Origin of the sequence: Gordonia amicalis, from assembly GCF_022059885.1 — a bacterium.
GTDB classification, from domain to species: Bacteria; Actinomycetota; Actinomycetes; order Mycobacteriales; family Mycobacteriaceae; genus Gordonia; species Gordonia amicalis.
In genome coordinates, this window is record NZ_CP091855.1 from 2,206,888 (window position 1) to 2,232,863 (window position 25,976).

The window sequence follows — 25,976 nt, forward strand, 5'->3', positions numbered from 1 at the left end:
TCGCGGGTCGGCGCCGTTCAGGGGGATCGTAACGATCCGATGGCCCGCGCGGTGCGCGCGACCGTCTCGTCGGCGTCGTCCCCCAGGTCGGTCAAGGCCTTCGACGCCGCGTCGCCGGCGATCTCGGCCAACGCCTGGACCAGCCGCAGCCGGACCGACGGGTCCGGGTCGCCGCCGAGACGATCGACGAGCAGGCCGACGATCCGGTCGTCGTCCGCATACGTCGCAAGGGTCTCGGCCGCCTCGACGTCGCGGTCCCCGGCGGCGACGAGTTCGATGAGGACGTCCACCGCGGCGTCGACCCCCCGACGGCCGAGGGCGCGGGCGACCGTGCGCCGGACCTCGGGATCGGGGTCCGTCAGCGCCCCCTCCAGCACGGCGGTCGCCCGGGCGTCCTCGATCGAGGCGAGGGCGGTGATTGCGCGGCGCCGGATCGTCGGATCGTGGTCGGCCACCCGCGCGGCGAGCTGGTCGAGCGCACCCGATGTCTGCGCGAGTGCCCAGCGGAGGGCGCCGGCCGTGTTGGGATCGGATTCGGCCAGCAGCGCGTCCGTCAGGGCCTCGGCGGACAGTCCGGCGTCGCCCGCCCGCAACGCCGCCCGCTGGCGGTGGGCGGCGTACTCGGAATGCACCGCGCGCAGCAGACCGACCACATCGAGTACCGCCGACCAGTCGTCGGCGTCGGCGGCCTCGATCTGCCGCAGCCGATCCAGTAGCCGGGCGTCGGCGGCCATCCGGTCCTCCGTGTCCTGGATCATCCGCTCCAGGAGCGCATCCGGCGCGAAGCCGGGATCGTCGAGTGCACGGCCGACGTCGCGCAACGACAATCCCAGCGACCGGAGACTCTCCACATGGAGGAGGCGTTCGATGTCGGCGTCGGAGTACTCGCGGTAACCACCTGTGGTCCGGCCCGTCGGCCGCACGAGGCCGAGGGTGTCGTAGTGGCGCAGCATCCGGGTGCTCACACCCGAACGCCGCGCCACCTCGCCGATCAGCACGGCGGACCCGAATCATGAACCGGTACACCGGTGTTCGCCAACCGTGTGGCCATTTCGAGCTCATACGCGAAGTCGCTGTCCGGATCGTCGAGGAGCCGCGCGGTGGCGGCGGCATGCGCGCGGACCCGTGGATCCCGATGTCGACGAGCCGAGGCGAGTGCGTCGAGCGATATCTCGCCCAGAGCGGCGAGCGCACGACTCAGGCTGCGCTGCACCTCGATTCCGCGGCGACCGAGTTCACCGGCCAACTCGACCGAGAGTCCCACCTCCTCGTCCGCCGGGACGAGGACCACCGCGGCGCGCCACGCGGCCCGTGCGACGTCGGGATCGGCGTCGTGCAGCAGTTCGACGGTGATGGCCGGCCACGCCGTCCGATCGCCGATCTTCGACAGCGTGTGCAGCGCCTGGGCACGCGCCTGCGGTGACGCCGAGACCAGCTCACCGATCAGGCGCGGTACCGTCAGCGCCGCCGGAAGTCTGGTCAGCGCCCAGGTCAGCATGTCCCGGACGAAGAAATCCGGTTCGGTGCCGCAGCGTGCGACGAGGTCGTCGACGAGGCGCGGGTCGGGTTCGGTACCCGCCGCCATCGCCGCCCGCAGCCGCGTCGAGGCCTCGGGGGAGTGCAGCGCGGTGGACAGGGCGCTACGGGTGGGGTCGCTGAGTGCGTGCTCGGTTGTCATCGTCGGCACCTCCTACCCCCGCATTGCAGTCCTTGACACAGTGTGAAGGTCAAGCGGTGGACGCGCCGGGCCCGATCAGATCTCGCGTCGGTAGGGCTCGCAGCCCGGAGGCGCCTTGGGTGGCTCGCGGTAGTGGAAGTCGGGGATCTTCATGGTCACCGGCGCCGAGGTGAGCGTGAACTTCTCGCCGTGGTGTGCCAGGTCGATCGGCGGACCCGACAGCAACCGGTAGGTGGTGCTCTCCTTGTCCACCGCGACCACGATCTTCGACTCCCGCACGATCATGCGGAACGACAGGTAGGTCAACCGCCTCGGCAGTCGCGGCGCGAAGGTGATCTGCCCGCCGAAGTCGCGCATGCCGCCGAAACCGGCCACGCAGTCCGTCCACGCCCCGGCGAGCGCAGCGATGTGCAGGCCGCTGTTGACGTTGTTGTGCAGGTCGTGCAGATCGGTGAACACCGACTCGGCGAGCAGGTCGTAGGCGAGGTCGAGGTAACCGACCTCGGCGGCGGTGACCGCCTCACAGCATGCCGACAGCGACGAGTCGCGCACGGTGATGGGGTAGTAGTAGTCGAAGTTGCGGAGCTTCTGTTCGGCGGTGAACGAGTCGCCGAACAGGTAGGTCGCGTACACCAGATCGGCCTGCTTCACGACCTGTTTGCGGTAGAGGTCGTAGTACGGATAGTTCAGCAACAGTGGGTAGCGGCCGACCGAGGACTCGAAATCCCACGCGCTGAGAAGCGTGAAGGACTCGCACTGCTGGTGCACCCCCAGCGCCTCGTCGTAGGGGATCGACATGTCGTCCGCGCACGACTCCCAGTGCGCCGCTTCGGCTGTGGTCACCCCGAACTGCTCGGCGAGATCGGGTCGACGGTGCACCGCCGCCACCGCGTCGCGCAGGTTCTGCTGTGCCGCGAGGTTGGTGAAGACGTTGTTGTTGACCACGGCCGTGTACTCGTCGGGCCCGGTCACGCCGTCGATGCGGAACTTCCCGTTGACATCGTGATGGCCGAGGCCGGCGAACAGCCGGGCGGTTTCGACGAGAAGTTCGACGCCACACTCGGTCTCGAACTGTTCGTCGCCGGTCGCGCGCAGGTACCGGGCGGTGGCGTTGGCGATGTCGGCCGACACGTGCACGCCCGCCGTGCCCGCGGGCCAGTAGCCCGAGCACTCGTCGCCGTTGATCGAGCGCCACGGGAACATGGCGCCGCGCTGCCCGAGTTCCGCGGCGCGGGCCTTGGCCTTGTCCATGGTGGCATGGCGCCAGCGGAGTTCCTCCCCGGCCGCCGCGGGCACCGTGTAGGTGAGCATCGGGAGGATGAAACTCTCGGTGTCCCAGAAGGTGTGGCCGTCGTATCCGGGACCGGTGAGTCCCTTGGCCGGGATCGCGCGTGACTGTCCGCGGGCGCCGGCCTGCAGGACGTGGAACAGCGCGAACCGGACCGCCTGCTGGAGTTCGGGATCGCCGTCGAGCTCGATGTCCGCGTCGCGCCAGAAGTCCTCGAGGTATCGGACCTGGTCGGCCTTGAGGGAGTCCCAGCCGGTCTCCATCGCCATCGCCAGCGCGGCGTCGACCTGCGCACGCAACGCCGGGACCGAGCGTCGGGCCGACCAGCCGTACCCCATGTACTTGGTGAGGGTCAGGCTCTTGCCCTTCGGCACATTCGCCGCGATGGTCAGGCGGGCGAGGTCGCCGTCGGCGCGGATGAAGGTGTCGGCCTTGTCCGGGAAGTAGATCTCGTGATCCATGCCGGCCGCGATGTGCAGACCCGACTGCCTGGTGTGGTGGACCAGCATGCCCCAGTAGTTGCGGCAGGTCGCGAGATCCGACACCAGCGGGGCGTCGAGCGCGGCCGCGAGACGCGGGTCGTTGCCCGGGGCCGGGACCGGCTCGTTGGCCAGCAGATCGGACTGGAGAACGAGTTTCATGTCCTCGTCAACGGGCTCCACCTCATAGCGGATGGCTGCGATGGTGCGCTTGGTGAACGAGACGAAACGCTCGGACTTGATCCGCACGGTGCGGCCCGTCGGCGACGTCCACAGGGTGTGCCGGCGCAGCGTGCCGGTACGGAAGTCCAGCGTCCGCTCGTGCTCTTCGGTACGCCCGTACCGAAGATCCATCGGCTCGTCCTCGACGAGCAAACGGATGATCTTGCCGTCGGTCACGTTCACGACCGTCTGGCCGGACTCCGGGTAGCCGTAGCCGCTCTCGGCGTAGGGCAGGCCGCGCAACTCGTAGAAGCCGTTGAGGTAGGTGCCCGGGTGATCGACCGGCTCACCTTCCTCGAAGGTTCCGCGTAAGCCGATGTGCCCGTTGGACAACGCGAACAACGTCTCGGTGCGGCCGAGCATGTCGAGATCGACTCCGCCGCTCCACTTCAGCTGCCACGGGTGGATCTCGAACCCGTGTCCTTGATCCGGGTTCATGCGGGCAGCAATTCGTCGAGATCGTTGACGACGATGTCGGCGCCGGCGGCACGCATCGCCTCGGCCTGGACTCCGCCGACGCGGTCGATGCCGACGACGTAGCCGAACTCGCCTGCGCTAGCGGCCTGTACGCCCGAGATGGCGTCCTCGAAAACCGCGGCAGCGGCCGGCTCGACGCCCATCAGCTCGGCTCCCAGGAGATAGGAGTCGGGAGCCGGTTTGCCGTTGAGTCCACGCGCGGCGATCTCGAGACCGTCGACGCGAACCTCGACGAATCCCGACAGGTCGGCTGCATCGAGCACCGGTCCTCCATTCTTCGACGACGTGACGACTGCGATGCGGAGGCCCGCCTCACGTGCCGCGGTGAGGTACCGCACCGAGCCGGGATAGGCATGCCCACCCTCCTCGGCGAGGCTGACCAGGAACATGTCGTTCTTGCGGCTGCCGATCGCGGTCACGGTCGCCGGGTCCACATCGGTGATCCCGCGCGAGGCGAGGAATGCCCGCACGCCGTCCTCACGGGGACGCCCGTCGACATAGTCGAGGTAGTCCTGGTCGGTGAACTCCACGAACCCGGGGGCATCGACGCCGCCGGCGCGTTCGGCGAGGAAGGCGTCAAAGGTTCTCTTCCATGCCTTGCGGTGGAGCACCGCGGTCTCGGTGAGGACCCCGTCGAGATCGAAGAGCGCGACAGAGATCACTTCTGGCAATCCCAACACGATGCGCAACGCTACCCGTCCGAGTCGGGGAAGGCGCGACGAAGCGCGATAGCGCGCGTCACGCAGAGCTGGCCGTGCGGGCTTCCTCGGTGGGCGACTGCTCGTCGTCCCAGAAACCGATGGATTCCAGCTGGTCGATCAGGCGGTCACGAGCGTCGTCGAACGCCGCGACGATCTCGGACTTGATGCCCACGGTGTCGCCCTTGCGCAACAGCTCGATGAGTCGCCGGTGGCTGGTCGCGGCCTCCCGGCCCCACCCGGGGTCGTTCGAATACAGCTGCAGCGGGTTGTACTTGCTGGCCGAGTACTGGAACCAGGCCAGCTTCTTGCTCTCGGCCATGAGGTGCACCTTGCGGTGGAAGGCGAACTCCGCGGAGAGCACGCGGTCGGCGCGTCCCGACTCGACCGCGGTCTCGAGATCGTCGACGATCGCGCCCAGCTCATCCAGCTGTTCGGCCAGGTCGGGGTTCTCGGCGGCATGACTGGCCAGACGTGCGGAGAGTTCGGCCTGCATCCAGAAGATGTCGACGATGTCACCGCGGGTCAGCGTCTCCACGATGAATCCCCGGTGCAGGGCCTGTTTCACGAGTCCCTCGCCGCGGAGTGTCGCGAGTGCCTCGCGCACAGGCGTCACGCTGCAACCGAGGGCCGACGCCGTCTCGTCGAGCCGGACGAACTCGCCCGGCCGCAGGACACCGGTCATGATGCGCGTGCGCAGGTAGTCGGCCACCTCGACGGCCAGCTGGGTCCTGTGGAGAGGTCCGGGGGTCATCGGTCGTTCCGTCCGTTGGTGTGGGGGTCCGTCACCGCGGTCCGCCTGAGTCGGGTGGCGCGGCGTATGCGCTGTCGTCTGCCGTGTCGGCGTCGGATCGGTCCGGGGCAGAGACCCTGCCGCAGGCGGACCGTGGGCACCGTCCGGCGGAAACGATGCTCGTGGCCGGCGGACCATTCGACTCCGTAGATCGACCTTAACCGTTCACCGGCCATTCCCCACGTCAGCAGGCGGATGCGGGGGAGGTGTCGGACGTACCGCCAGGGCATCGAATAGGTTGCGAACACCTGCGCGGCGACGTCGCCTGCGGTGACGTGTTCCGGATCGTCCGACGTCGACCGCGGCAGGGTCGCCGGGTAGTCCCCTTCGACGAAGTCGAGGTCCTTGTTCACCTCGCGGACGAGATCACGCACGCTGTCCTCGTCGCCGGCGACCGCGGTCCGCAGGTAGTTCACGGTTCCCGACCAGCGGCCCGCGCCGCGGACCCCGTACACGCCGCTCTCGACCTCGGTCGGGGCCACCCCCGCGTGGGCCAGCTGCATCAGCGCCGCGCGGGGCCACATCAGATAGATCACCGGCTCGTCGAGGACCCGCGCGAGGTCCGGACGTGAACGTCGCGAGATCAGATGATCGCCTTGTCGTGTTTCATCCGGCGTCGCAGGTCCCGCATCAGCATGCGACTGCCACCGAACCGGATCGACTTGGGCAGGAACTTGTTGACCACCGAGACGAAGGTGAACAGGTGCTGGAAGCGCCGACGGTCGTCCTCGGTCCATTCCAGGCCGAGCTGGTCGCGGTAGATCGGCGGCAGCGACCCGATGGTGAGAAAGCGCAGGAGACTCACGAACGGCAGTCGGATCAGCGGGTTGATCATCTTGAGGTCGACGAGATCGTTGAGGAAGTCGCAGGTGGTGTCGTCGATGACGATGCGCTGGCACGCGAGGTTCCAGTACCGGTCGAAGTCCTTGCGCGTCGCCGGCCACATGTCATCGGGTACCTGCAGCGTCGTGCCGAGGGTCTTGGACGACTGGTAGAACTCCTCTGCCTCGTCTTCGGTCATCTGGCCGTGGAGCAGTAGGTGCATGTCCTCGATACCCACGAACAGGCATGCGGCCACCCACATCTGGAGTTCCCGGTTGAACGCGTTGTACTTGACCGGGCTGTTCGCGTCGGACTTCACGTGGCGATGAGCCGAGTTGACCGTTTCCCGGAACGCGGCCTTCTCCTCGTCGGTGCCGAGGATCGCGACCGCGAGGTACTGGCCGGTGGTGCGGGCCCGCTTCCACGGATGCTTGGTCAGCGCGCCGGATTCGACCTTGCTCTCCATGACGCCGTAGGCGACCTCGGGCCAGCCCAGTTGCATGACGACGTTCGCGGCACCGCCGGCGAACGACCAGAAGTCGATGGCCTCCTGGATGCGCGCTGGTTGCGCAGGCTGGTCGCGCGCCGCTTGCGGGTGGTGATGTGGATGCGGGTGCGCCGGGTCGTCAGTTCCGGCTCGGTGTCCTCGATCGACGGTAGGTAGCTCGCGGCCATGGTGGTCACTCCTCGGATCGGTGTGGGTTCACTTCGTCTCGACGTTGTCGACCAGCCAGCGATCGCCGGAACGATCGAGCGTCACCACCATCCGGTACGGCTGGGTCTTGCCGTCCGGGGAGACGACGTTGCGTGCCTTCTGGTCGGCGAACAGGATCACCGTCGCGGAGGAGCCGTCGATCTTCTCGACGGCCGCGTGCGACACCTCGGCGGTGGACTCACCCTTGCCGTCGGTGACGATCTGACTGAGGGCGGTGACCATCTCGCTGTACTTGGCGGCGAAGTCGTCGGTCGACATCGCGGTGATCGCGTCCCGATTCTTGTTCAGATCGCGGTAGTCGAAGCTGGACAGTTTGATCGCGTAGTCCTTGGCGGTGTCGATCGCCTCGGCGCTCGCCTCGGGCGAGGTGGCCGAGGAATCGGTTGTCGCGTACTGGTAACCGAAGAACCCGGCGAGGGCGGTCGCACCCAGCAGCAGCGACGCGAGTACACCGGTGACGATCGTGCCCCGGCCGGCCGGCTTCCGGGTCAGGGGAGCAGTGCGCGCAGCGGATGCGGTTCCGGTCGAGGAGACGTCCGCGGTCCCGTCGGCATCCGCGGCGGCGGTTCCCGCCGCTGCGGTTCGAGTCGTTGTGTCAGTTGCCATTTCGTGCCCTTTCCAGAAGTTCGTGCCACCACTGCAGCAGCTCCACGCCGTTCGGGATGAGTAGTGGATCGGCGACGGCCGGTGGTCCGGAGACACCGCCGGGGGATGTCCAGGTGCTCGTGCCCAGGTCGTTCGGCCGTGGGGCGTTCACCGCGCCGCGTTGTCCGTAGCCGTTGCCCGCCGGGCAGAAGCGCGCGAGATTCGGTGCCGGGGTGTTGAGATCGCCGACCGGGTAGCGGGGCTGGTCGTAGAACATACAGACGGGTCCCTGGGTGCCGATGAGCGCGAAGTCGGCGCGCCCGTTCTTCACGATCGAACGCAGGTCCAGCAGACCCTGGGGGATCGTCTCCAGGCCGACGGCGAGTGACTGGTCGCGGTCGGAGATGATCGGTTCCACCACCGCGAGATTCGCCATCACACCGCCGAAGGTGCCGCGGTACTTGTCGAACAGCGCCTGTGTGCGGGTCAGCGATTCGGGTGACTTGTCGAGCAGGTAGACGAACACCGGCTGGTTGGCGTCGAGCTGGTCGGTGAATGTCGCGGCGCTGCGCATGCCGGCCTCGAAGGCCGTGGTGGTGTCGTTCATCGCGGACAGCACCTGTAGCCATTCGTCGAAGAGTCCCTGCAGGATCGGTGCATTGCGGTTGACCAGCCCGGCGAGCGCGGTTCCGTTCGACACGATCCCGGCCAGGGCCTTCTCGTCGTGGTCGAAGGCCGCGTAGAACTCGTTGCCCAGCGTGGTGAGGTTGCCGCTGCCGATGCTGCGGAGCACCGACGCGGCGTCGCCGATGATGGCGTCCATCTGCTTGGGCTGTTTGTCGGCCGGCGCGGCGATCGTGTCACCGGACTCGAGATACGGGGGATTGTTGTCGGGCGGGATGATGTCGACGCTCTGGATGCCGGCCATCGAGGCCATCGTGACCTGCATGAAAGAGTCGGCGGGGATGCGGGTGTCCCCGCGCACGACCAGTTCGATGTCCGCGGCGCCACCGGCCGGATCGAGTTCGACGGAACGCACGGTGCCGATGTCGACGCCGCGGAGCGTGACGCCCGTGCCCGAGCTGAGCCCGAACGCGTCGTCCATCCTGGCCGTCAGGACGATCTTGTCGCCGAATCCCTCTGGCCCGGCGATGAAGTTGATGCCGTAGGGGATCACGATCGCCGAGAGGGCGAGGAAGATCAGGAACTGCAGCATCCCAGTGCGCGCCTGTGGCATCCGAACGCGGGGCATCCGAAGGCGCCGGGTCTTCGCCTTGGTGGTCATCGCGGGGCTCCTGGGCGTGGGCTGGGTGTCTGAGGGGTCGTCTTGGGTGGGGTCTTCGTCGCCGGCGCCGCCTTCTTCGCGGCCTTCTTCTCCGGCCTCTTGTTCGCGAGACCGCCGGACAGCACGTTGCGGAGGTCGTCCGGTGTCGGGAGCGGCTGACCTGCGAGCAGAACACCGCCGGTGAGGATCTTGTCGTGCCGCCCGGGATGTCGAGCGAACCGTCGAAGACGAGGTAGTCGCCCCGGATCGCGCGGTCGAAGTTCGTCATGAACGCGTTCATGTTGTCCAGGGTCGAGCCGACCTCGGTGTTGAACGCGGACAAGGACTTCACCATCTGTTCGGCGTCGCCGACGAGGTGGTCGAGCGTCTCCTGACGGCCGCGCGTGATCGCCGCGACGTTGGTCGCCAGTCGCGTGGTCTGCGACATCAGCTTCGCGATCTGATCCCGCTGTGCGGCGAGCACGGTCACCGCCTGCGGGACCTGACCGAGGAAGTCGTCGACGGTCTGCTGCTGCGCGACGAGGAGCTCGCTGACATCCGCGGCCGCCGCCATCGCCGCGTTGAAGTCGTCGGTGTACCTCGACGACCGGGCGAGCAGTCGGTTCAGCGTGTCGATCAGGTCGCCGACCTTGTCGGAGCGGTTCTCGAAGGCGGTGTTGAGGCTCGACATCACCGACTGGAGCTGGCTGACGCCACTGCCGCCGAGGATGTTGCCGAGCGCGGCGAGTGTGCTCTCGATCTGCGGTCCGACACCGGTGTCGGACAGGCTGAGATGCGACCCCTCGGTGAGCCGGCCCTGCGGGTCCGCGGGCTCGGACAGGCGGACGAACGGCGTTCCGAGCGCCGACGGCAGTTCGACGTTGAGCGTCGTGTTCGCCGGGAGGTCGGTGCCGTCGGCGATCGTCATGGTGATCTCCGCATGCCGTTCCTCCAGGCGCATGTCGGTGACCCGTCCGACGATCTGCTGGCCGTGCCGGACGTCGGCGCCCGACACCAGGCCGTCGGCGGTGATGAGTTCGGCGGTCACGTCGAAGGGAGTTGCGGCCGCCGGCACCGAGCGGCAGGTCCTGCAGCCCGACCGAGCAGCTCGACAGGCCGACGGTCACCGCGATCGCCGCGGTGGTGACCCGGATCTTCTTGGCACGCACAGTCATCAGTTCCCTCCCTTCGGGGGGAGCTTGCCGCCGGTGATCGCCGAGACGATGCCCAGCGGGTCGGACGCGCTGATCGGGAACGAGATCGGGTTGGTGAGTCCGGCGCCGGTGCACAGCGGCATCGGGAACTGATCGCACAGCGGCTTGAGCGTCTTGAACTGGGTCAGTGTGGTCGAGACGTTCAGGCGGATGCGGCCACGGCGGTCGGGACCGATCGTGCTCGACAGGTTCTGCATCATCAGCGGCGCGAGGTCCATGAACTCGGCCAGCCCGGCCTTGTTGTCGACCAGGGTGTCGCCGAGGACCTTCAGGTTCTCCGCGACGACGCCGACGTCGTTGCCGTGGGCGAGGACGAAGTCGTTGATCTGGTCGAAGACCACCCTGAGATCGTTGACGGGCCCGGCGATGTCCTGGTTGGACGACGCCCACTGGCTGCTCAGCAGACCCATCGACTCGATGAGGCCGTCGAGCGAGACCTGCTTGGCGTGGAAGGTCTGCATCAGCGTGTTGAGGCTGTCGATCAGATCCTGCAGGTCCTCGGTGCGGGCGCCGAAGATCCCCGACGCCGAGGCGAGCCCGGACATCGTCGTCCCGAAACCGGTGCCGCGACCGTCCCACGACTTGGCGGTGGCGGCGAGCAGTGAACCCATGTCGTTGGGATCTTCCGGCGCACCGGGCGCGGCGTCGGCGGGACCCATGATCTTCGTCAGCACGCTGATGCTGTCGAGGAGCTGGTCGAAGCTGATCGGGGAGTGGGTGCGCTCGAGCGGGATGGTCGCGCCGTCGGGCAGCTGCGGCCCACCGGTGTAGGCCGGTCCGAGTTCGAGGTGACGGTCGCTGATCACCGACGGGTTGAGCACGTAGGCCGAGACGTCGTCGGGGAGATCGATGTCTCCCGGCATGGTCACGGTGACCTTGACATGGTCCCCGGCGGGCTCGACGTTCTCGATACGTCCCACCGGAACACCCAGGACGGTGACCTTGGACCCCTCGTACAGCCCGTTGACGAACGCGAAATCGGCGTGGACGGTGCGGATCTGCGGATCGCGGCCGAACACATACCACGTGCCCACGATGATCGCGACCACGAGAAGCAGTGCGGTGAAGATCTTGCCGCCGTAGCGCTTGCGCGGGCGGACCTCACGTACCTGGCGGAAAGTCATCAGCGGCACCCCTGCATCACGCCGAGGACACAGAGCATCCCGTCGGGGATGACCGCGCTCGGCGACACCACGTCGGTCCAGTTGCCGTTGCCGGTCGCATCGGTGATCGTGCGCATGGCCGGCGGCAGCTGCGTCAGGATCCGGTCGATCGACGACACGTTGTCCCGCAGTGTCTTGGTCACCGACTCGATGTTGGTGACCAGCTGACCCATCGGGACCTTCGGGAAGGTCGTGGCCATCTGGTCGAGCACGGCGCGGAGGTTGTCGGTCAGACGGGTCAGCAGGACGCGCCGGACGACGAGGGTCTGCACGATCGCCTGCGTGCTGGACATCGCGCTCGAGATCGAATCACTCTGCTGCACGGTCACTTCGGCGACCCGCTTGGAGATGGCGAGCAGCTGGTCGAGCTGCGTGCCCGTTCCCGTGATGGCGGCCATCGCGCCCGTCGCGCCCTTCATCGAGGCGTCCAGGGTCGAGGTGCGGGGCATGATCTCCTTCATGGTCACGAACATCGCGCGCACGGCCTCTTCGTCGATGTCACGCGAGGCGGTGACCGCGGCGCCGGAGATGTCGTCGAGGCTGTAGGGCACCGTGGTGCGGTCGAGCGGGATCGTGTTGTCGGGACCGACCTTTCCCGATCCGGCCGGGACGATCTCGAGGTAACGCTTGCCCAGCACGGTCCGGAGCCGGACCGATGCGCGCGTCTGGTTGCCCAGCGGCTGACCGTTGTCGAGCCGGAAACCCACGCGTACGCGGTCTCCGGCGAGATCGACCGACTCGATCCGGCCGGCCGGGACACCCGCCACCAGCACCGGATCGGCCGTCGTCAGCCCCGACGCGTTGGCGAGTTCTGCGGTGTAGGGGCTGGTGCGGGTGAAGTAACTCAGCTGGGGGATGCCGATCGCGATCAGCATCAGCGCGACCAGGGTGATGATGCCCGCCGTGCCGAGGACCGCGGGTGACGCACCCTGTGCGCGCTTGTCGGACTTGAAGACGAACTCCAAGATGCCGACGAAGACGTCGATGAGCCTGACCAGAAACACGGACTTAGGTTCCTACCTAGCTGGGAGATGACATGGCTTGTCTCACATGCAGACCGGGGAATGAAGCGGGCCGAAGATGTTGGCGTCGAGGCCGAAGGCACCCAAGGTGAAGTTGCAGAGGTAGAGCATCATGAATCCCCCGTATCGTCCGCTCTTGTTGATCTCCTCGGCCATCACCGGAAGCCGGTCCAGGAACCCGGTGAAGGCCGGTGTGTTCGGAACCCAACTGGCCGTGACCTGTTGAGTCCGACCATCGACTTCCGGAAGTCGTCGCCCGCGACGGTCATCATGTCGGCGAGCGCCGACACGGCGCGGTCCCCGCTGTCGAGGAGTGTGGCGAGCTGGCCGTTGTCGCCGACCACCGCCGAGGTGAGGACGGACAATCCGCGGAAGAGTTCGTTCAGCTGCGGGTTGTGCCGGTCGACGGTGCCCATCAGCACGTTGAGGTTGCTCACCAGCCGGGCGAAGACCGCACTGTTCGCCGAGAGGTTGTTGCCCATCGACGCGATCTGGCCGAGCAGCGTCTGCACCGAACCCGAACGCCCCTCGAAGGTGTCGACGAAGCCACGTGCGAGATCGTTGACCTGGTTGGCGTCGAGCGCGGAGAACAGCGGCTCGAAACCGTTCATCAGGGCGGTGAGGTTCACCGGCGGTGACGTCCCCTCGACGGGGATCCTCGTGCCGTCGCGCGCGGTGCCGTCCGCACCGCTGTCGGTCAGCGCGATGTAGCGGGCACCGAGCATGTCCCCGTAACGGATCGCCGCGTGAACCTGCAGCGGCAGCTGATGGTCGTCGGAGATCGAGACGGCGACGTCGGCCAGGGCCGAACCGTCGTCCTGCGGCTGGAAGGCCACCGACTCGACGCGGCCCACCCGCACGCCGGACATGGTCACCGGGTTGCCCTCGACCAGACCCTCGGCGTCGGTGAACTGGATGTGGTAGGTCGTCGTGGAACCGTGCACCGGGACACGCAGCGTGTTGCTCACGAGCACCGCGGCGATGATGCCGATGAGGACGAACGATCCGGCTTTCAGGATCGTCTTCAGCGAGAGAGTGGTCATGACATCTTCACCTCGTGGCCGCGAACCATCGGGCCGAGCATCAGCGTGGTGGCGGGGTTGGGTCCCGTGCTCTTCGCCGGGGTCGCGCCGAGTTCGGACTCCAGGCGGCTCAGCGTCGGGGCCTCACGCGTCCCGTCGATGACCGGGGGACCGACGAAACCGGAAGGGGTGTAGGTGGGTTCACGAGGGGAGAGCACCTTCGGGTTGGGCGCGCCCGGTGGTCGGACCGGTCCGGTGCCCATGCCGGTTCCCTTGCCGAAGCACTGCGAGCCGCGCAGCGAACCGTAGGTCGGGCAGTCGGCGGCCGTGTACGGCATCGGCTGCGAGAACGTGGGGAACCGCGGTGATGTCGAAACGGCCGCTCGAGAACAGCATCGCGCCGGCGGCACCGAACTTCTTGGCCTCGGCGAGCGTCTTGCTGACACCCGACGGGTTCTCCGCGACGGTCGAGAGGATGGTGCCGGTGGAGTCGAGCACGGTGATGATGTTGTTGCGCTGGGCGGCGAGGAACGGGTCGACCGCGCCGGCGAAACCGGAGGCGGCGGTGAAGAACGACGCGAGGTCGTCCTGGTTCTCGAGGATGCCGCGGGAGATGCTGGTCGTGTTGGCGAGCGTCTCGGTGATCGCCGGGGTGGAGCGTTTGAGACTCTCCATCACGGCACGGAATTTCGGTGTGGCGTCGATGAACTGGTTGACGGTCGTCTCGAGTGTGCGCGACGCCTGCCACCAGTCGTCGATCATCACGCCGAGGTCGCCGCCACGGTCGCCGATCGCGGTGGCCACCGCGGAGAGCGCGATGTTCATCTTCTCGGGCTGGACCTCGGCGAGGACGTCGGCGAGTTTGGTGTAGATGCTGTAGAGGTTGGTGGCCTCGGCCGACGTGTCGATCTGGATCTCGTCACCGTCGGAGAGCGGTGCGGCGCCCGCCGCGGATTCCGGTTCGGTCAGCTGAACGTAGATGTCGCCGAAGAAGGTTCGCGGCAGGACACGCATGGTGACGGTGGACGGGATCGCGTCGATGGCGCCGCCGTCGATGGAGATGTTCACCTGTGACGAGACGGTGCCCGGGTCGATGCCGCTGATCTCGCCGACCGTGACGCCGTGATAGCGGACCGGCGCGCCGGTGGTGATGAGGCCGGCTTCGACCGGCACCTCGGCGAACACCTCGGGATCGCTGGTGAGGGTGCCGGCGCTGCGGGCCACCATCCACACCGCGAAGGCGGTGATGAGGGCGCCCGCGATCAGGGCGCGGAGGATGTAACCGAATCGGGAGACGGGGTTGCCCGGCAACATGGTCGACACGTCAGATCCCCATTCCCGGGATCTCGGGGACCAGGCCCCACAACCCGAAAGTGAAGATCACGTCGAAGATCCCGATGGCCAGGATCGACGTGCGGAGTGCGCGTCCGGCCGCCTGGCCGACGCCTTCGGGTCCGCCGGAGGCGAAGTACCCGTAGGAGCAGTGGACCAGCGCGACGATACCGGCGAAGACGATCGCCTTGATCGCGGAGTAGAGCAGGTCGGTCGGCGTGAGTGCGAGATGGAAGAAGTAGTCGAAGGCGCCCGAGGATTCGCCGTTGAACCAGACCACGACGAGACGCGTGGCGATGTAGCTCGCGAGCAGGCCGATCATGTAGATCGGCAGGATGCACACCATCGCCGCGATCATGCGGGTCGTGGCGAGGAAGGGGATCGACCGGATCGCCATCGAGTCGAGCGCGGCGATCTCGTCGGAGATGCGCATCGCGCCGACCTGGGCGGTGAATCCGGTTCCGACCTTGGCGGCCAACGCGATTCCGACGACGACGGGCGCGAGTTCGCGGGTGTTGGCGATCGCCGAGAGCATGCCCGACAGCGAGGTCATGCCGACCAGCTGCAGTCCGCGGTAGGTCTCGACGCCGAGCATCATCGCCGCCGCCAGTGACATGGCCAGCACGATGCCGAGCGTTCCTCCGCCGGAGAGAAGGGATTTCGACCCGAAGGTCACCGCCTCGTTCACCGCGTCGGCCACTCCTCGTGGGCCGCCGCGTGCGTGTAATCCCTTGAAGCAGGCCACGATCGTGGACAGCAGCGCGAACGTGGCCGCCTTCACGAGTGCCATCACGAAGTCCGAGAACCGGCCGTACTGGCTGAAGGTCGCCATGAACGCGCCGGCGGGCAGGTGCTGGACGTAGATGTGGTACAGGTAGCAGGCTCCGACGCCGGTGACCGTGATGAGCGAGCACAGCACCAGCGAGACGATGATCGCGGCGAGGAGCCGGGGTGCGACGAGGCGCTCGATCACGTTGAGCCCCATGACCTCCATGGCGTCGACCTCTTCACGGATCTTGCGCGATCCGAGATCGGTGCAGATGGCCGAGCCGGCGACACCGGCCATCATCAGTGCCGACACGAGCGCGGAGGCCTGGCCGACGATGATGAACGCGACGACCGCGCCCGAGTAACCGCCGGCGCCGATGCGTCCGGCGAGTTCGCCGACCGGGACGGCGATGAACACGCCCACCGGGATCATCAGCAGGAGTGACGGTCCGGTGCTGACGCGGCCGATGAAGACGGTCTGGTTCAGGGTCTCGGCGATGGACAGGCGTCGGCGGAACGTCGCAACCACCAGTGCTCCGATGGCCTGCAGCGCGAACCCGAGTGTATGACCGGCCTCGTTGGCCAGGTCGCGCAGCGGCCCCCGGGAGGCGGGCAGTCTCTCCTGGTCGGCGATGAGAAGATGGCGCGATGACTCGTCGTTTCGCTCAGGTCGATGTGTTCTCGTCCACCGGTACCGAGGGCAACCCCGTGGCGGTCGTCGTCGACGGGGGTGGTCCCGGCGCTCCCATCGCAGAGGATCGGATGGCCGCCTTCGCCCGCTGGACCAACCTGTCGGAGACCACGTTCGTGCTGCCGCCCACCGATCCGGCGGCCGACTACAAGCTGCGGATCTTCACCCCCGACGGGGAGTTGCCGTTCGCCGGCCACCCGACCCTGGGATCGGCGCACGCGTGGCTGACCTCGGGCGGGCGACCGAAGGGGGAGGACGTCGTGCAGGAATGCGGCGTCGGGCTGGTCCGGATCCGGCGGTCGGGTCCGCGACTCTCCTTCGCGGCACCGCCGTTGCGCCGGTCGGGTCCGGTGGATCCCGGCGTCGTCGAAGAGGTCATCGCTGCTCTCGGCGTCGACCGGGATGAGGTTCGCGCCGCGGAGTGGGTCGACAACGGCCCGGAGTGGATGGTGATCCAGGTGGGATCGGGGGAGCGGGTGCTCGAGGTCCGTCCCGATATCCCCGCGCTCGGCGACCACAAGGTCGGCCTGCTCGGGCTCTACGGATCGGGAGATGTCTTCGCCGAGGTCCGGGCGTTCGTCCCGGGTATCGGTGTACCCGAGGATCCGGTGACCGGCAGCCTCAACGCGGGGATCGCGAGCTGGCTCCGGGCGACCGGACAGGCGCCGGAGAGTTATGTCGCCGCGCAGGGTGCGGCCATCGGACGGGCCGGCCGCGTCCACATCCACGACGACGGTGACGACATCTGGGTGGGTGGCGACACCGCGACCGTGATCGAGGGCACAGTAGCGCTGTAGCCGGGCGCGTGGTGTCGCCGGTCTGTGTCAGGGTGTTTGCCATGAGCGACGCTGCCGGGTCGGAGACCCTCGGGAACGCCGGGTCGGAGACCCTGAGCAACAAGGCGGCCAAGAAGCGTCGTCGGCGCGAGCCGCCGCCCGATCCGGCTCCGCTGCCGGGTCTCGTGGACGCCCACACCCACCTGGCGGCCTGCGGTGGACGGGACGCCGAGTCGGTACACGCCATCCTCGACCGTGCGCAGGCGGTCGGGGTCGATCAGGTGGTGACCGTCGCCGACGACATGGTCGATGCCCGCTGGGCGGTCGCGGCAGCTGAATGGGACGACCGGGTCTACGCGGCCGTCGCGCTGCATCCGATGCACGCGGGCGATCTCGACGACGACACGGCCGCCGAACTCGAGCGGATGATCCGTCATCCGCGGGTCGTCGCAGTGGGTGAGACGGGCCTCGACTACTACTGGCCCGGCAAGTCCGACGACTGCGCGTCGCCGGCGGTGCAGCACGAGACGTTCCGCTGGCACATCGATCTCGCCAGGCGGGTCGGCAAGCCGCTGATGATCCACAACCGCGAGGCCGACCGGGATCTGCTCGACATCCTGGCCGCCGAGGACGCCCCGGAGACCGTGATCATGCATTGCTTCTCCGGTGACCGGAATGTTGCCCGCGAGTGTGTCGACCGTGGGTACTTCCTCAGTTTTGCCGGAACTGTGAGCTTCGCCAATGCCGAGGAGTTGCGGGTCGCGGCGGAGCTGGTGCCCGACGAACAGATCCTGGTGGAGACCGACGCCCCTTTCCTGACCCCGCATCCGTACCGTGGCCAGCCGAATCAGTCGTACTGCCTGCCGTACACCGCACGGGCGATCGCCGAGGTCAGGGGGGTGTCCGAGGAGCAGATGGCGCGATTGTTAGGCGCCAATGCGCGGCGCGCCTACAACATCCCTTTGCCATAATCTGGCCGGTTCGTTATCGTACTGTGATCCCGCTCGGCCAGAGCGATTACATCCGGCTACCAGCGGTTCACGACGAGGTGCGTACGCATCCCGGAGTGCGGATGGGTCTTCTGGTCGCGGCGGCGCCCTGTTGCCGACCAGATTGTTGTGCCTTGCCTTCTCTGCCTCCTTCAGTGTCACCCAAGTCGGTCTTCTCGAAGATCAACGGGTCCGATTCCCTGCGTGCCCGCCTGGCCGTCGGAGCCGTCTGCGCGACCGTCGCCGCCGGCGGTGTCATGGGTGTCGCGATGCACAAGACCGTGACCATCGATGTCGACGGCAAGACCCGTCAGGTGTCCACGATGGCGATGTCCGTGGAGAGCCTGCTCGAATCCGAGGGCCTCGCACCGGCCGGGGGTGACAAGGTGAGCCCGTCGCTCGACTCCGGTTTCGGCGAGGGACAGACCATCACGGTGAACCGTCTGAAGAAGCTGACCCTCGACGTCGAGGGCAAGCGCGAGACGGTCATCACCAACGCCTCGACCGTGGACCAGCTCCTCTCCGAACGCGGACTGACCCATGCCGCCGAGCAGGCGGACTTCGGCACCGACAAGCTGCCGGTCGACGGCGGCGAGATCGATGTCGCGCTCCCCAAGCCGGTGAACCTCGTCGACGGTCCGGCCAAGAAGCGGCCGACGGTCGCGGCCCACACCGTCGGCGAACTGCTCGAGGCCCTCGGAACGCCCCTCGGGCCCGAGGACAAGGTCGTCCCCGCTGCCGACACCGAGGTGACCCCCGACCTGAAGGTCATCGTCACGCGCATCAAGACCGAGGACGTCACCATCAACGAGCCGGTCGCCCCGCCGGAGATCAAGAAGGAAGACCCGACACTCGTCCGTGACCGCAAGGTCGTCGAGAAGAAGGGCACTCCCGGTGAGGCGCGCGTGACGTATAAGGTCACCACCGTGAACGGCAAGGTGGTCAAGCGCGACAAGCTGACGAGTGACGTGCTCACCGAGCCGGTCGCCGCCACCGTCCGCATCGGCACCAAGCCGGGCGCGCCGTTCGTGCCGCCGGGCTCGGTGTGGGACGCCCTCGCCCAGTGCGAGGCCACCGGCAACTGGGCCATCAACACCGGCAACGGTTTCTACGGCGGCGTGCAGTTCGACCAGAACACGTGGGAACGATGGGGCGGACTCGAGTACGCGCCGCGCGCAGACCTCGCCACCCGCGAAGAGCAGATCGCGATCGCCAAGAAGACCCAGGCCGTCCAGGGCTGGGGCGCATGGCCCTCGTGCACGTCCAAGTTGGGCCTGCGCTGATCGACGACCCGCCAGGCGACGCACCGCGGCTCCTCGGACCCGCGCAGATCCGCGAACTCGCCGCCGAAGTCGGTGTCCGGCCGACCAAAACGCTCGGACAGAACTTCGTCCACGACGCCAACACCGTCCGACGCATCGTCGCGGCTTCCGGGATCGGCGCCGACGACGTGGTCCTGGAGGTCGGGCCCGGCCTGGGGTCGCTGACCCTCGCGCTGCTCGGGACCGCCGGCCGGGTCGTTGCCATCGAGATCGATCCGGTTCTTGCACAACGGATTCCGCAGACGGTCGCCGAGTACGCACCGGCGCGGAGCAGTAACTTCGACGTCGTGCTCGCCGACGCACTGCAGGTCACCCGTGACGACCTGCCCGTCGTGCCGACCGCGCTCGTCGCCAATCTCCCGTACAACGTGTCGGTTCCGGTACTGCTGCATCTGCTCGGGCTGTTCCCCGAGATCACGACCGCCCTGGTGATGGTCCAGGCAGAGGTGGCCGACCGGCTCGCCGCCCCGCCCGGTAGCCGCACCTACGGTGTGCCGAGTGTGAAGGCCCGGTATCACGGCCGGGTGAGTCGCGCAGGTGCGGTGGGGCGCAACGTGTTCTGGCCCGAACCCAAGGTCGAGTCCGGTCTCGTGCGCATCGAGCGCACCGACGACCACCCCACCGACCCGGAGTTCCGGCAGGCGGTGTTCGCGGTGATCGACGCAGCATTCGCCCAGCGCCGCAAGACGATGCGGTCGGCACTGGCCGGCTGGGCGGGTTCCCCGGCGGAGGCCGAACGACGGTTGCGCGCCGCCGGCATCGACCCGGGTATCCGTGGCGAGAAACTCGACGTCGACGACTTCGTGCGGCTGGCCCGCACCGTCTGATCGGAACCGCTGGGCCGCCCGGGATTTCAGTGCGACATTCTCAGCTCGACGCCGCCCGTAGTCTCTCCAGGAGCTCCGGTGCGGCGTCGCGCAGGAATTCGTCCTGCGTCTCGCCGCCGATCTGCACGAGCGCGATGTCGGTGAATCCGGCCTTCCAGAACGGTTTCACGGCCTCGACGATCTGGTCGAGGTCGGGGCCGCACGGGATGTTGCCCGCGACATCGTCCGGGGTGACGTACTGGGTCGCGGCGGCGAAGCCCGCGGTGGTCCGGAGATCGGCGTTGACATCCCAGCCGCCTGCGAACCAGCGGAACTGGTCGTGGGCACGTTCGACGGCGGCATCGCGGTCGGGGCCCCAGCTGATCGGGATCTGACCGATGGCGCGGGTGCCCTTGCCGTCGATCGTCGAGGTGGCGGCCTGGGCGTTCCACGCCGAGATCAGGTCCGGGTCGGGTTCCACGGCGATCAGATGATCGGCCAGCGGGCCGAACGTGTCGATACCGGACTCGCCGGCCACGGCGACGCCGATCGGCACCGGCTGGTCGGGGAGGTCCCAGACGCGCGCGGCGTCGACCTGGAAGAACTCGCCGCGGAAGTCGACGAGTTCGCCGGTGTGCAATGTGCGGATGATCTCGATGGCCTCGGCGAGCATGTCCTGGCGATCGGCGACCGCAGGCCAGCCCATGCCGACGACGTGCTCGTTGAGGTTCTCCCCCGAACCCAGTCCGAGGGTGAAGCGACCGTCGGCGAGGATCTGCAGGGTCGCGGCCTTCTGCGCAATGACGGCCGGGTGATAGCGGATCGTCGGGCAGGTCACATAGGTCATCAGCTCGACGCGCTCGGTCGCGTGTGCCACCGCACCCAGGACCGACCACGCGTAGGGGGCGTGGCCCTGGGCGGACAGCCACGGGAAGTAATGGTCGCTGCACACCTCGAAGTCGAAGCCGGCGCCCTCGGCGCCGATGGCGTAGCGGACCAGATCCTTGGGGCCGGCCTGCTCGGTCATCAAGGTGTACCCGAATCGGGGTGTCATCAGAACTCCTCTGCACGTCTTTCGTGGGCCGGGATCGGTCGCTTCGGTGTAGCCCGCGAGCCGTGCGGGTAAACGGACCGCCTCACCACGCGTCAACCGACCAGGAAAGAAGGTGCAGATGCCCGACGCAGACGCCGGAGCTCCAGTCGACACCGTTTTGCTCGACGTCGACGGGACCCTGATCGACTCGACCTATCTCCACGCACTCGCCTGGATGCGGGCCTTCACCGCGCACGACCTCACCCCGCAGTGGTGGAAGGTCCACCGTGCCATCGGAATGGGCGGCGACCGGCTCGTCGGCGAGATCTGCGGCGACGAGGTCGAGGAGTCGCTGGGCGACACCCTCCGCGACGACTGGGAGGGTCACTACCGCGAACTGGTGCCCGACCTGCGGCCGTTGCCCGGGGCCGTCGACTTCGTCCGAGGTCTGCTCGACGCGGGATACCGGGTGGCGCTCGCATCGTCGGGCAAGGCCGAATTCACCGACGCCGCACTGAAAGTGCTGGGGTTCGGTCACGACGATCTGGCCGCGGTCACCTCGTCGGACGACGCGGACGATTCGAAGCCGGCACCCGACATCCTGGAGGTCGCCCTGACGCAGGCGGGGGGTGGCCGGGCGGTCGTCGTCGGAGACACGGTGTGGGACGTCGCGTCCGCGCATCGGCTCCCCGCCGAGTGCGTCGCGGTCCGGTCCGGTGGTTTCGCCGAAGCCGAGTTACGCGACGCGGGGGCGGTACTCGTCGTCGACCACGTGGGCGAACTGTCGCGCCGCGGGTGGCGGCCCTGAGCGCATCTGCGAAGCGGCCGACTAGTCTGAATCACTGTGTCGCGAACGTCGCTGTCGGTGGTAACCGATTCCGTCACCGCGCGTGCCCCGTCGAAGGTGAACCTCCACCTGGGTGTGGGCCCGCGCCGGGCTGACGGGTACCACGATCTGGTCACCGTCTTCCAGGCGCTCTCGCTGCACGACGACGTCCGGGTCGCGCGCGCCCACGAGCTGACCGTCGCCGTGCGCGGTGAGGGCGCCGGTTCGGTACCCGCCGATGCCTCCAATCTCGCGGCCCGCGCGGCGCAAGCGCTGGCCGAGTGGGCGGACCGTTCGGCACACGTCGCCATCGAGATCGAGAAGACGATCCCGGTCGCCGGCGGCATGGCCGGCGGCAGCGCCGACGCCGCCGGAGCGCTCGTGGCGCTCGCGCATCTGTGGAAGCTCGACATCTCGCGTGACGACCTCGCCGAGATCGCCGCCGACCTCGGGAGCGACGTCCCGTTCGCGCTCCACGGCAACACCGCGCTGGGCACCGGACGCGGTGAGCAGCTGATGCAGGTGCTCTCCCGAGGCGAGTTCCACTGGGTGCTCGCCCTTGCGCGAGAAGGCCTGTCGACGCCGGCGGTGTACCGGGAACTGGACCGACTGCGGGAGAGTCGTTCCGACGAGACCGATGACGACAGCGACTTCCTGCGTCGCCCCGACGATCTCATGCAGGCGCTCGCGTCGGGTAGCCCCCGCGCGGTGGCGCCGTTGCTGCACAACGATCTCCAGCCCGCCGCCCTCAGCCTGCAGCCGACGCTGCGCCGCACCCTCCGGGCCGGGGTGGATGCGGGAGCCCTCAAGGGGATCGTGTCGGGGTCGGGTCCGACGTGTGCGTTCCTGTGCGCGGACGAGCAGTCCGCGGTGAACGTGGCCGCCGAACTGTCGGGAGCCGGTGTCGCCCGCGTGGTCCGCACCGCGAGCGGTCCTGCACCGGGAACCCGCATCCTGGGCACCGACTGAGGCCATCGCGTTGCGCTGACCTCGCATTTCTCGGAGGTCACTACAGTTGTGCGGGTGCTCCGCAGACCACTGACCGCCGTGCTGACATCCGCCGTCGCCGTGCTCGTCGGCATCGGGTCGCTCACGTCGACGCCGCCGTCGACAGCCGCGGCCCCCGACAACGGATTCGTGTTCACCACCCGCGACGTTCCCGACGACCAGCTACCGTCGGCCGCGGCCGCCGGTACCCGGCTGACCTACGCCACGCGGGACCAGCGTGGACGCCCGGCGATGGCGAGCGGCGTCTACTGGGTCCCGCGCGGCACACCGCCGCCCGGCGGATGGCCGGTGGTGTCCTGGGCGCATGGGACCGTCGGCATCGCCGACGAGTGCGCACCCACGAAGCATCGGTTGGGTGACGGGGTCGAAGCACCCGTGCGGGCCGCGCTGGAAGCCGGCTACGCGGTGACGGCCACCGACTACGCCGGACTCGGATCCGCTGGGGAGACCGACTATCTCGGCGGCGCGGCCGCGGCGTACTCGGTCGTCGACATGATCCGCGCGGCCAGGTCGGTCGACGCGGCCCTCGGTGGCTCCTGGGTGTCGGTCGGGCACTCCCAGGGCGGACACGCGGCACTGCACGCGGCGCACCGCGCACCGTCGTACGCTCCGGAATTGCCGGTCAAGGGGGCGGTCGCGATCGCTCCGGTGTCGTCGCTGGAGAACCTGTTCGGTCTCTTCGGACCGCGCGTACCCGGACTCGGCACCCTCAACGTTCTGAGCGCCCCGTTCCTCTACACCCTGGCAGGCCTGGACCATTCGCAGCCCGAACTCGGGGTCGGGGACTTCCTCACCGACAGCGGCAAGCGGTTCCTGGACCGGTCGCGCGCCCGCTGCAACGGTGATGTCGTCGACGCGCTGCGGTCGGTGTCGCCGGGATCGCTTGTCGCATCGTCGTTCACGAAGGACCAGAAGTTCCGCGACGCCCTGCGGGCCTACGCCGAGGTTCCGGCCTCCGGCTACCCGGCGAAGGTGACCATCGCGCACGGACTCCTCGACCCGGTGCTGCCGTATCCACTGAGCCGTTCACTGCGGTCGGCGATGAGCCGCGACGGCACTGACGTCGACCTGAAGACCTACGTGCGCGCCGACCACAGCAGCGTCGTCGACGGCTCACTGCCCGACGTCATGACCGCCGTCCGAGAGGCGTTCGGGCGGTAGTCACTCGATGGTTTCGCCGAGCTCCATCCAGCGTTCCTCGAGTTCGGCGAGCTCGGACTCCATCTCGCGGATCCGTTCGGTCTCGGCGGTCAGGCCCTGGTAGTCGGCCTGGTCGTGGTCGGCGAGAGAAGTGCGTGCATCGTCGATCTTGCTGTGCAGCTTGTCGATCCGGCGTTCCAGCGATGCCAGCTCCTTGTTCGCCGCCCGCAGTTCGGCGCCGCTGATCGTGGCGGTGGTCGCGGTCGACGACCCCCCGGAACCCGACGAGGTCGCCGAAGCCGTCGCCTTCTGTTGTGCCGCACGAAGTTTCAGGAACTCGTCCACGCCGCCGGGCAGGTGACGGAGGTTGCCGTTCATCACGGCGAACTGCTGGTCGGTGACGCGCTCGAGGAAGTACCGGTCGTGTGAGACGACGATGAGGGTGCCGGGCCAGGAGTCCAGGAGATCCTCGAGGGCGGCGAGCATGTCGGTGTCGAGGTCGTTGGTCGGCTCGTCGAGGATCAGCACGTTCGGGGCGTCGAGCAGGATGAGCAGTAGTTGCAGACGCCGCTTCTGACCACCGGACAGGTCGCGCACCGGGGTCGAGAGCTGGGCGCTGTCGAAACCGAGGCGTTCGAGCAGCTGCGACGGGGAGAGCTCCTGGGCCTTCGATCCCGCACCGAACGTGTACGTGGTCTGCAGTTGTGAGATGACCACGCGCACCGGGTCGTCGAGGTAGCGGTCGAGGTCGTCGAGCCGCTGGGTGAGGGTGGCGACCTTGACGGTCTTGCCGCGCTTGACCTTTCCGCCGGTCGCCTCGACGGTGCCGGCGATGAGCCCGAGCAGGGTCGACTTGCCCGCGCCGTTGACACCGAGGATGCCGGTGCGTTCGCCGGGGGCCAGGCGCCATTCGACCCCGTCGAGGACGTCGCGGTCGCCGTAGGAGACCGACACGTCGATCAGGTCGACGACGTCCTTGCCGAGGCGGGCGGTGGCCAGCGACTTCAGGGCGACGGTGTCGCGGACCGGCGGGACGTCGGCGATGAGGGCGTTGGCCGCGTCGATGCGGAACTTGGGTTTGGAGGTGCGGGCGGGCGCACCGCGGCGCAGCCAGGCGAGCTCCTTGCGGGCCAGGTTCTGACGGCGCGCCTCGATGGTTGCGGCCTGCCGGTCACGCTCGACGCGCTGCAGGATGTAGGCGGCGTAACCGCCCTCGAACGGTTCCACGATCCGATCGTGGACCTCCCAGGTCACGGTGCAGACCTCGTCGAGGAACCACCGGTCGTGGGTGACGACCAGCAGCCCGCCGGCGTTGGCGGGCCAGCGGCGCTTGAGGTGATCGGCGAGCCAGGTGATGGCCTCGACGTCGAGGTGGTTGGTCGGCTCGTCGAGCGCGAGGACGTCGTATTCGCCGGCGAGGAGCCGGGCCAGCGACACCCGGCGGCGCTGACCACCGGACAGCGAAGCCGTGGGGGCCGTCCATTCCACGTCGCCGAGCAGTCCGCCGATCACATCCCGGACGCGCGGGTCCCCGGCCCATTCGTGTTCGGGCCGGTCGCCGACGACGGCGTGCCCGACGGTCTCGTCGTCGTCGAAGCGGTCGGCCTGGTCGAGCACACCGACACGCACTCCGCCACGCACCGTGACGCGACCGGAATCGGGCTGTTTGCGGCCGGCGAGCATGGCGAGCAGGCTCGACTTGCCGTCGCCGTTGCGGCCGACGATGCCGATACGGTCGCCCTCGTTGACGCCGAGGGACACCGAGTCGAAGACCTTGGTCGTCGGGTATTCCAGAGCCAGGGTTTCCGCGCCGAGAAGATGAGCCACGCCGACCAGGTTAGTG

24 protein-coding genes and 2 pseudogenes are annotated in these 25,976 nt (G+C 68.2%); 7 read left to right on the plus strand and 19 right to left on the minus strand.

Annotation, left to right across the window (positions count from 1 at the left end):
* Nucleotides 1-17: 17 nt before the first annotated feature.
* The 17 genes and pseudogenes from IHQ52_RS10165 to IHQ52_RS10235 all read right to left on the minus strand — a co-directional run bounded on the left by IHQ52_RS10165 (nucleotide 18) and on the right by IHQ52_RS10235 (nucleotide 16,071).
* Nucleotides 18-998, minus strand: a complete 981-nt coding sequence (locus IHQ52_RS10165; protein WP_006437088.1) for a HEAT repeat domain-containing protein — start codon at nucleotides 996-998, stop codon at nucleotides 18-20.
* Nucleotides 992-1,678, minus strand: a complete 687-nt coding sequence (locus IHQ52_RS10170) for a HEAT repeat domain-containing protein (RefSeq protein WP_096273531.1) — start codon at nucleotides 1,676-1,678, stop codon at nucleotides 992-994. Before IHQ52_RS10170 ends, IHQ52_RS10165 begins: the two co-directional genes overlap by 7 nt.
* A 75-nt stretch (nucleotides 1,679-1,753) precedes the next feature.
* Complete coding sequence (locus IHQ52_RS10175; protein WP_006437086.1) at nucleotides 1,754-4,105, minus strand: glycoside hydrolase family 65 protein; 2,352 nt, start codon at nucleotides 4,103-4,105, stop codon at nucleotides 1,754-1,756.
* The gene (locus IHQ52_RS10180; protein WP_040004831.1) at nucleotides 4,102-4,824 is read right to left on the minus strand and encodes an HAD family hydrolase; all 723 of its coding nucleotides are present in this window, start codon (nucleotides 4,822-4,824) and stop codon (nucleotides 4,102-4,104) included. Before IHQ52_RS10180 ends, IHQ52_RS10175 begins: the two co-directional genes overlap by 4 nt.
* Before the next feature lie 58 nt (nucleotides 4,825-4,882).
* A complete protein-coding gene (locus IHQ52_RS10185) occupies nucleotides 4,883-5,596 on the minus strand; it encodes a GntR family transcriptional regulator (protein WP_006437084.1) in 714 nt (237 codons plus the stop codon).
* Nucleotides 5,593-6,222, minus strand: a complete 630-nt coding sequence (locus IHQ52_RS10190; protein WP_332108820.1) for an oxygenase MpaB family protein — start codon at nucleotides 6,220-6,222, stop codon at nucleotides 5,593-5,595. The genes IHQ52_RS10185 and IHQ52_RS10190 overlap by 4 nt, the downstream gene beginning before the upstream one ends.
* Nucleotides 6,219-7,132: pseudogene (locus IHQ52_RS10195) on the minus strand (oxygenase MpaB family protein). Before IHQ52_RS10195 ends, IHQ52_RS10190 begins: the two are co-directional and overlap by 4 nt.
* 28 nt (nucleotides 7,133-7,160) lie before the next feature.
* Nucleotides 7,161-7,778 carry a hypothetical protein gene (locus IHQ52_RS10200; RefSeq protein WP_006437081.1) on the minus strand — a complete coding sequence of 206 codons (618 nt, stop codon included), beginning with the start codon at nucleotides 7,776-7,778 and terminating at the stop codon, nucleotides 7,161-7,163.
* Nucleotides 7,768-9,009 (minus strand): MlaD family protein, encoded by a 1,242-nt coding sequence (locus IHQ52_RS10205; protein ID WP_157228319.1) that lies wholly within the window; start codon nucleotides 9,007-9,009, stop codon nucleotides 7,768-7,770. The genes IHQ52_RS10200 and IHQ52_RS10205 overlap by 11 nt, the downstream gene beginning before the upstream one ends.
* 337 nt (nucleotides 9,010-9,346) lie before the next feature.
* A pseudogene (locus tag IHQ52_RS10210) lies at nucleotides 9,347-10,096 on the minus strand (MCE family protein); the annotation flags it as partial.
* Between the two features lie 99 nt (nucleotides 10,097-10,195).
* The gene (locus tag IHQ52_RS10215; protein WP_238064235.1) at nucleotides 10,196-11,359 is read right to left on the minus strand and encodes an MCE family protein; all 1,164 of its coding nucleotides are present in this window, start codon (nucleotides 11,357-11,359) and stop codon (nucleotides 10,196-10,198) included.
* Nucleotides 11,359-12,402 (minus strand): MCE family protein, encoded by a 1,044-nt coding sequence (locus IHQ52_RS10220; protein ID WP_096273535.1) that lies wholly within the window; start codon nucleotides 12,400-12,402, stop codon nucleotides 11,359-11,361. Before IHQ52_RS10220 ends, IHQ52_RS10215 begins: the two co-directional genes overlap by 1 nt.
* Nucleotides 12,403-12,444: 42 nt before the next feature.
* Nucleotides 12,445-12,576: a hypothetical protein gene (locus tag IHQ52_RS23690; RefSeq protein WP_338029773.1), complete on the minus strand. Its 132-nt coding sequence runs from the start codon at nucleotides 12,574-12,576 to the stop codon at nucleotides 12,445-12,447.
* On the minus strand, nucleotides 12,576-13,463 hold the full coding sequence (locus IHQ52_RS10225; RefSeq protein ID WP_338029774.1) for an MlaD family protein: 888 nt from the start codon (nucleotides 13,461-13,463) through the stop codon (nucleotides 12,576-12,578). Before IHQ52_RS10225 ends, IHQ52_RS23690 begins: the two co-directional genes overlap by 1 nt.
* Nucleotides 13,460-13,705, minus strand: a complete 246-nt coding sequence (locus tag IHQ52_RS23695) for a hypothetical protein (protein WP_338029775.1) — start codon at nucleotides 13,703-13,705, stop codon at nucleotides 13,460-13,462. The genes IHQ52_RS10225 and IHQ52_RS23695 overlap by 4 nt, the downstream gene beginning before the upstream one ends.
* The gene (locus IHQ52_RS10230) at nucleotides 13,644-14,756 is read right to left on the minus strand and encodes an MCE family protein (protein ID WP_338029776.1); all 1,113 of its coding nucleotides are present in this window, start codon (nucleotides 14,754-14,756) and stop codon (nucleotides 13,644-13,646) included. The genes IHQ52_RS23695 and IHQ52_RS10230 overlap by 62 nt, the downstream gene beginning before the upstream one ends.
* A 10-nt stretch (nucleotides 14,757-14,766) precedes the next feature.
* Nucleotides 14,767-16,071, minus strand: a complete 1,305-nt coding sequence (locus IHQ52_RS10235) for an ABC transporter permease (RefSeq protein ID WP_006437073.1) — start codon at nucleotides 16,069-16,071, stop codon at nucleotides 14,767-14,769.
* A 119-nt stretch (nucleotides 16,072-16,190) separates the two neighbouring features.
* Between IHQ52_RS10235 and IHQ52_RS10240 the strand changes: the two genes are divergently transcribed.
* The 4 genes from IHQ52_RS10240 (at nucleotide 16,191) to rsmA (ending at nucleotide 20,147) form a co-directional block, all read left to right on the plus strand.
* Nucleotides 16,191-17,030 carry a PhzF family phenazine biosynthesis protein gene (locus IHQ52_RS10240; protein ID WP_096273539.1) on the plus strand — a complete coding sequence of 280 codons (840 nt, stop codon included), beginning with the start codon at nucleotides 16,191-16,193 and terminating at the stop codon, nucleotides 17,028-17,030.
* Nucleotides 17,031-17,071: 41 nt separating this feature from the next.
* Nucleotides 17,072-17,980, plus strand: coding sequence for a TatD family hydrolase (locus IHQ52_RS10245; protein ID WP_006437071.1), 909 nt, complete (start codon nucleotides 17,072-17,074; stop codon nucleotides 17,978-17,980).
* 173 nt (nucleotides 17,981-18,153) lie between these two features.
* Nucleotides 18,154-19,281: a resuscitation-promoting factor gene (locus tag IHQ52_RS10250; protein ID WP_238064236.1), complete on the plus strand. Its 1,128-nt coding sequence runs from the start codon at nucleotides 18,154-18,156 to the stop codon at nucleotides 19,279-19,281.
* Nucleotides 19,245-20,147 (plus strand): 16S rRNA (adenine(1518)-N(6)/adenine(1519)-N(6))-dimethyltransferase RsmA, encoded by a 903-nt coding sequence (gene rsmA / locus IHQ52_RS10255; RefSeq protein WP_006437069.1) that lies wholly within the window; start codon nucleotides 19,245-19,247, stop codon nucleotides 20,145-20,147. Before IHQ52_RS10250 ends, rsmA begins: the two co-directional genes overlap by 37 nt.
* Nucleotides 20,148-20,187: 40 nt before the next feature.
* Here rsmA and IHQ52_RS10260 read toward each other — a convergent pair whose 3' ends face one another.
* Nucleotides 20,188-21,180, minus strand: a complete 993-nt coding sequence (locus tag IHQ52_RS10260) for an LLM class F420-dependent oxidoreductase (RefSeq protein WP_096273544.1) — start codon at nucleotides 21,178-21,180, stop codon at nucleotides 20,188-20,190.
* Nucleotides 21,181-21,298: 118 nt separating this feature from the next.
* Between IHQ52_RS10260 and IHQ52_RS10265 the strand changes: the two genes are divergently transcribed.
* Genes IHQ52_RS10265 through IHQ52_RS10275 form a run of 3 tightly spaced genes read left to right on the plus strand, consistent with a single transcriptional unit; the run spans nucleotide 21,299 to nucleotide 24,154 of the window.
* Entirely contained in the window at nucleotides 21,299-21,967 is a 669-nt protein-coding gene (locus tag IHQ52_RS10265) for an HAD family hydrolase (protein ID WP_040004828.1), read from the plus strand.
* 36 nt (nucleotides 21,968-22,003) lie between these two features.
* Nucleotides 22,004-22,954, plus strand: coding sequence for a 4-(cytidine 5'-diphospho)-2-C-methyl-D-erythritol kinase (locus tag IHQ52_RS10270; RefSeq protein ID WP_006437066.1), 951 nt, complete (start codon nucleotides 22,004-22,006; stop codon nucleotides 22,952-22,954).
* Nucleotides 22,955-23,008: 54 nt separating this feature from the next.
* A complete protein-coding gene (locus tag IHQ52_RS10275; RefSeq protein ID WP_416486767.1) occupies nucleotides 23,009-24,154 on the plus strand; it encodes an alpha/beta fold hydrolase in 1,146 nt (381 codons plus the stop codon).
* Here the strand turns inward: IHQ52_RS10275 and IHQ52_RS10280 are convergent, their stop codons facing one another.
* Nucleotides 24,155-25,960, minus strand: a complete 1,806-nt coding sequence (locus IHQ52_RS10280; protein ID WP_238064237.1) for an ABC-F family ATP-binding cassette domain-containing protein — start codon at nucleotides 25,958-25,960, stop codon at nucleotides 24,155-24,157.
* Nucleotides 25,961-25,976 lie beyond the last annotated feature (16 nt).

Bases quoted from the DNA above. Each gene is read 5' to 3' on its own strand.
- IHQ52_RS10170 (WP_096273531.1), bottom strand. From the start codon at position 1,678: ATGACAACCGAGCACGCACTCAGCGACCCCACCCGTAGCGCCCTGTCC.
- IHQ52_RS10175 (WP_006437086.1), bottom strand. From the start codon at position 4,105: ATGAACCCGGATCAAGGACACGGGTTCGAGATCCACCCGTGGCAGCTG.
- IHQ52_RS10185 (WP_006437084.1), bottom strand. From the start codon at position 5,596: ATGACCCCCGGACCTCTCCACAGGACCCAGCTGGCCGTCGAGGTGGCC.
- IHQ52_RS10200 (WP_006437081.1), bottom strand. From the start codon at position 7,778: ATGGCAACTGACACAACGACTCGAACCGCAGCGGCGGGAACCGCCGCC.
- IHQ52_RS10205 (WP_157228319.1), bottom strand. From the start codon at position 9,009: ATGCCCCGCGTTCGGATGCCACAGGCGCGCACTGGGATGCTGCAGTTC.
- IHQ52_RS10215 (WP_238064235.1), bottom strand. From the start codon at position 11,359: ATGACTTTCCGCCAGGTACGTGAGGTCCGCCCGCGCAAGCGCTACGGC.
- IHQ52_RS23690 (WP_338029773.1), bottom strand. From the start codon at position 12,576: ATGGCCGAGGAGATCAACAAGAGCGGACGATACGGGGGATTCATGATG.
- IHQ52_RS10225 (WP_338029774.1), bottom strand. From the start codon at position 13,463: ATGACCACTCTCTCGCTGAAGACGATCCTGAAAGCCGGATCGTTCGTC.
- IHQ52_RS23695 (WP_338029775.1), bottom strand. From the start codon at position 13,705: ATGGGCACCGGACCGGTCCGACCACCGGGCGCGCCCAACCCGAAGGTG.
- IHQ52_RS10230 (WP_338029776.1), bottom strand. From the start codon at position 14,756: ATGTTGCCGGGCAACCCCGTCTCCCGATTCGGTTACATCCTCCGCGCC.
- IHQ52_RS10240 (WP_096273539.1), top strand. From the start codon at position 16,191: ATGACTCGTCGTTTCGCTCAGGTCGATGTGTTCTCGTCCACCGGTACC.
- IHQ52_RS10245 (WP_006437071.1), top strand. From the start codon at position 17,072: ATGAGCGACGCTGCCGGGTCGGAGACCCTCGGGAACGCCGGGTCGGAG.
- rsmA (WP_006437069.1), top strand. From the start codon at position 19,245: ATGGCCCTCGTGCACGTCCAAGTTGGGCCTGCGCTGATCGACGACCCG.
- IHQ52_RS10260 (WP_096273544.1), bottom strand. From the start codon at position 21,180: ATGACACCCCGATTCGGGTACACCTTGATGACCGAGCAGGCCGGCCCC.
- IHQ52_RS10265 (WP_040004828.1), top strand. From the start codon at position 21,299: ATGCCCGACGCAGACGCCGGAGCTCCAGTCGACACCGTTTTGCTCGAC.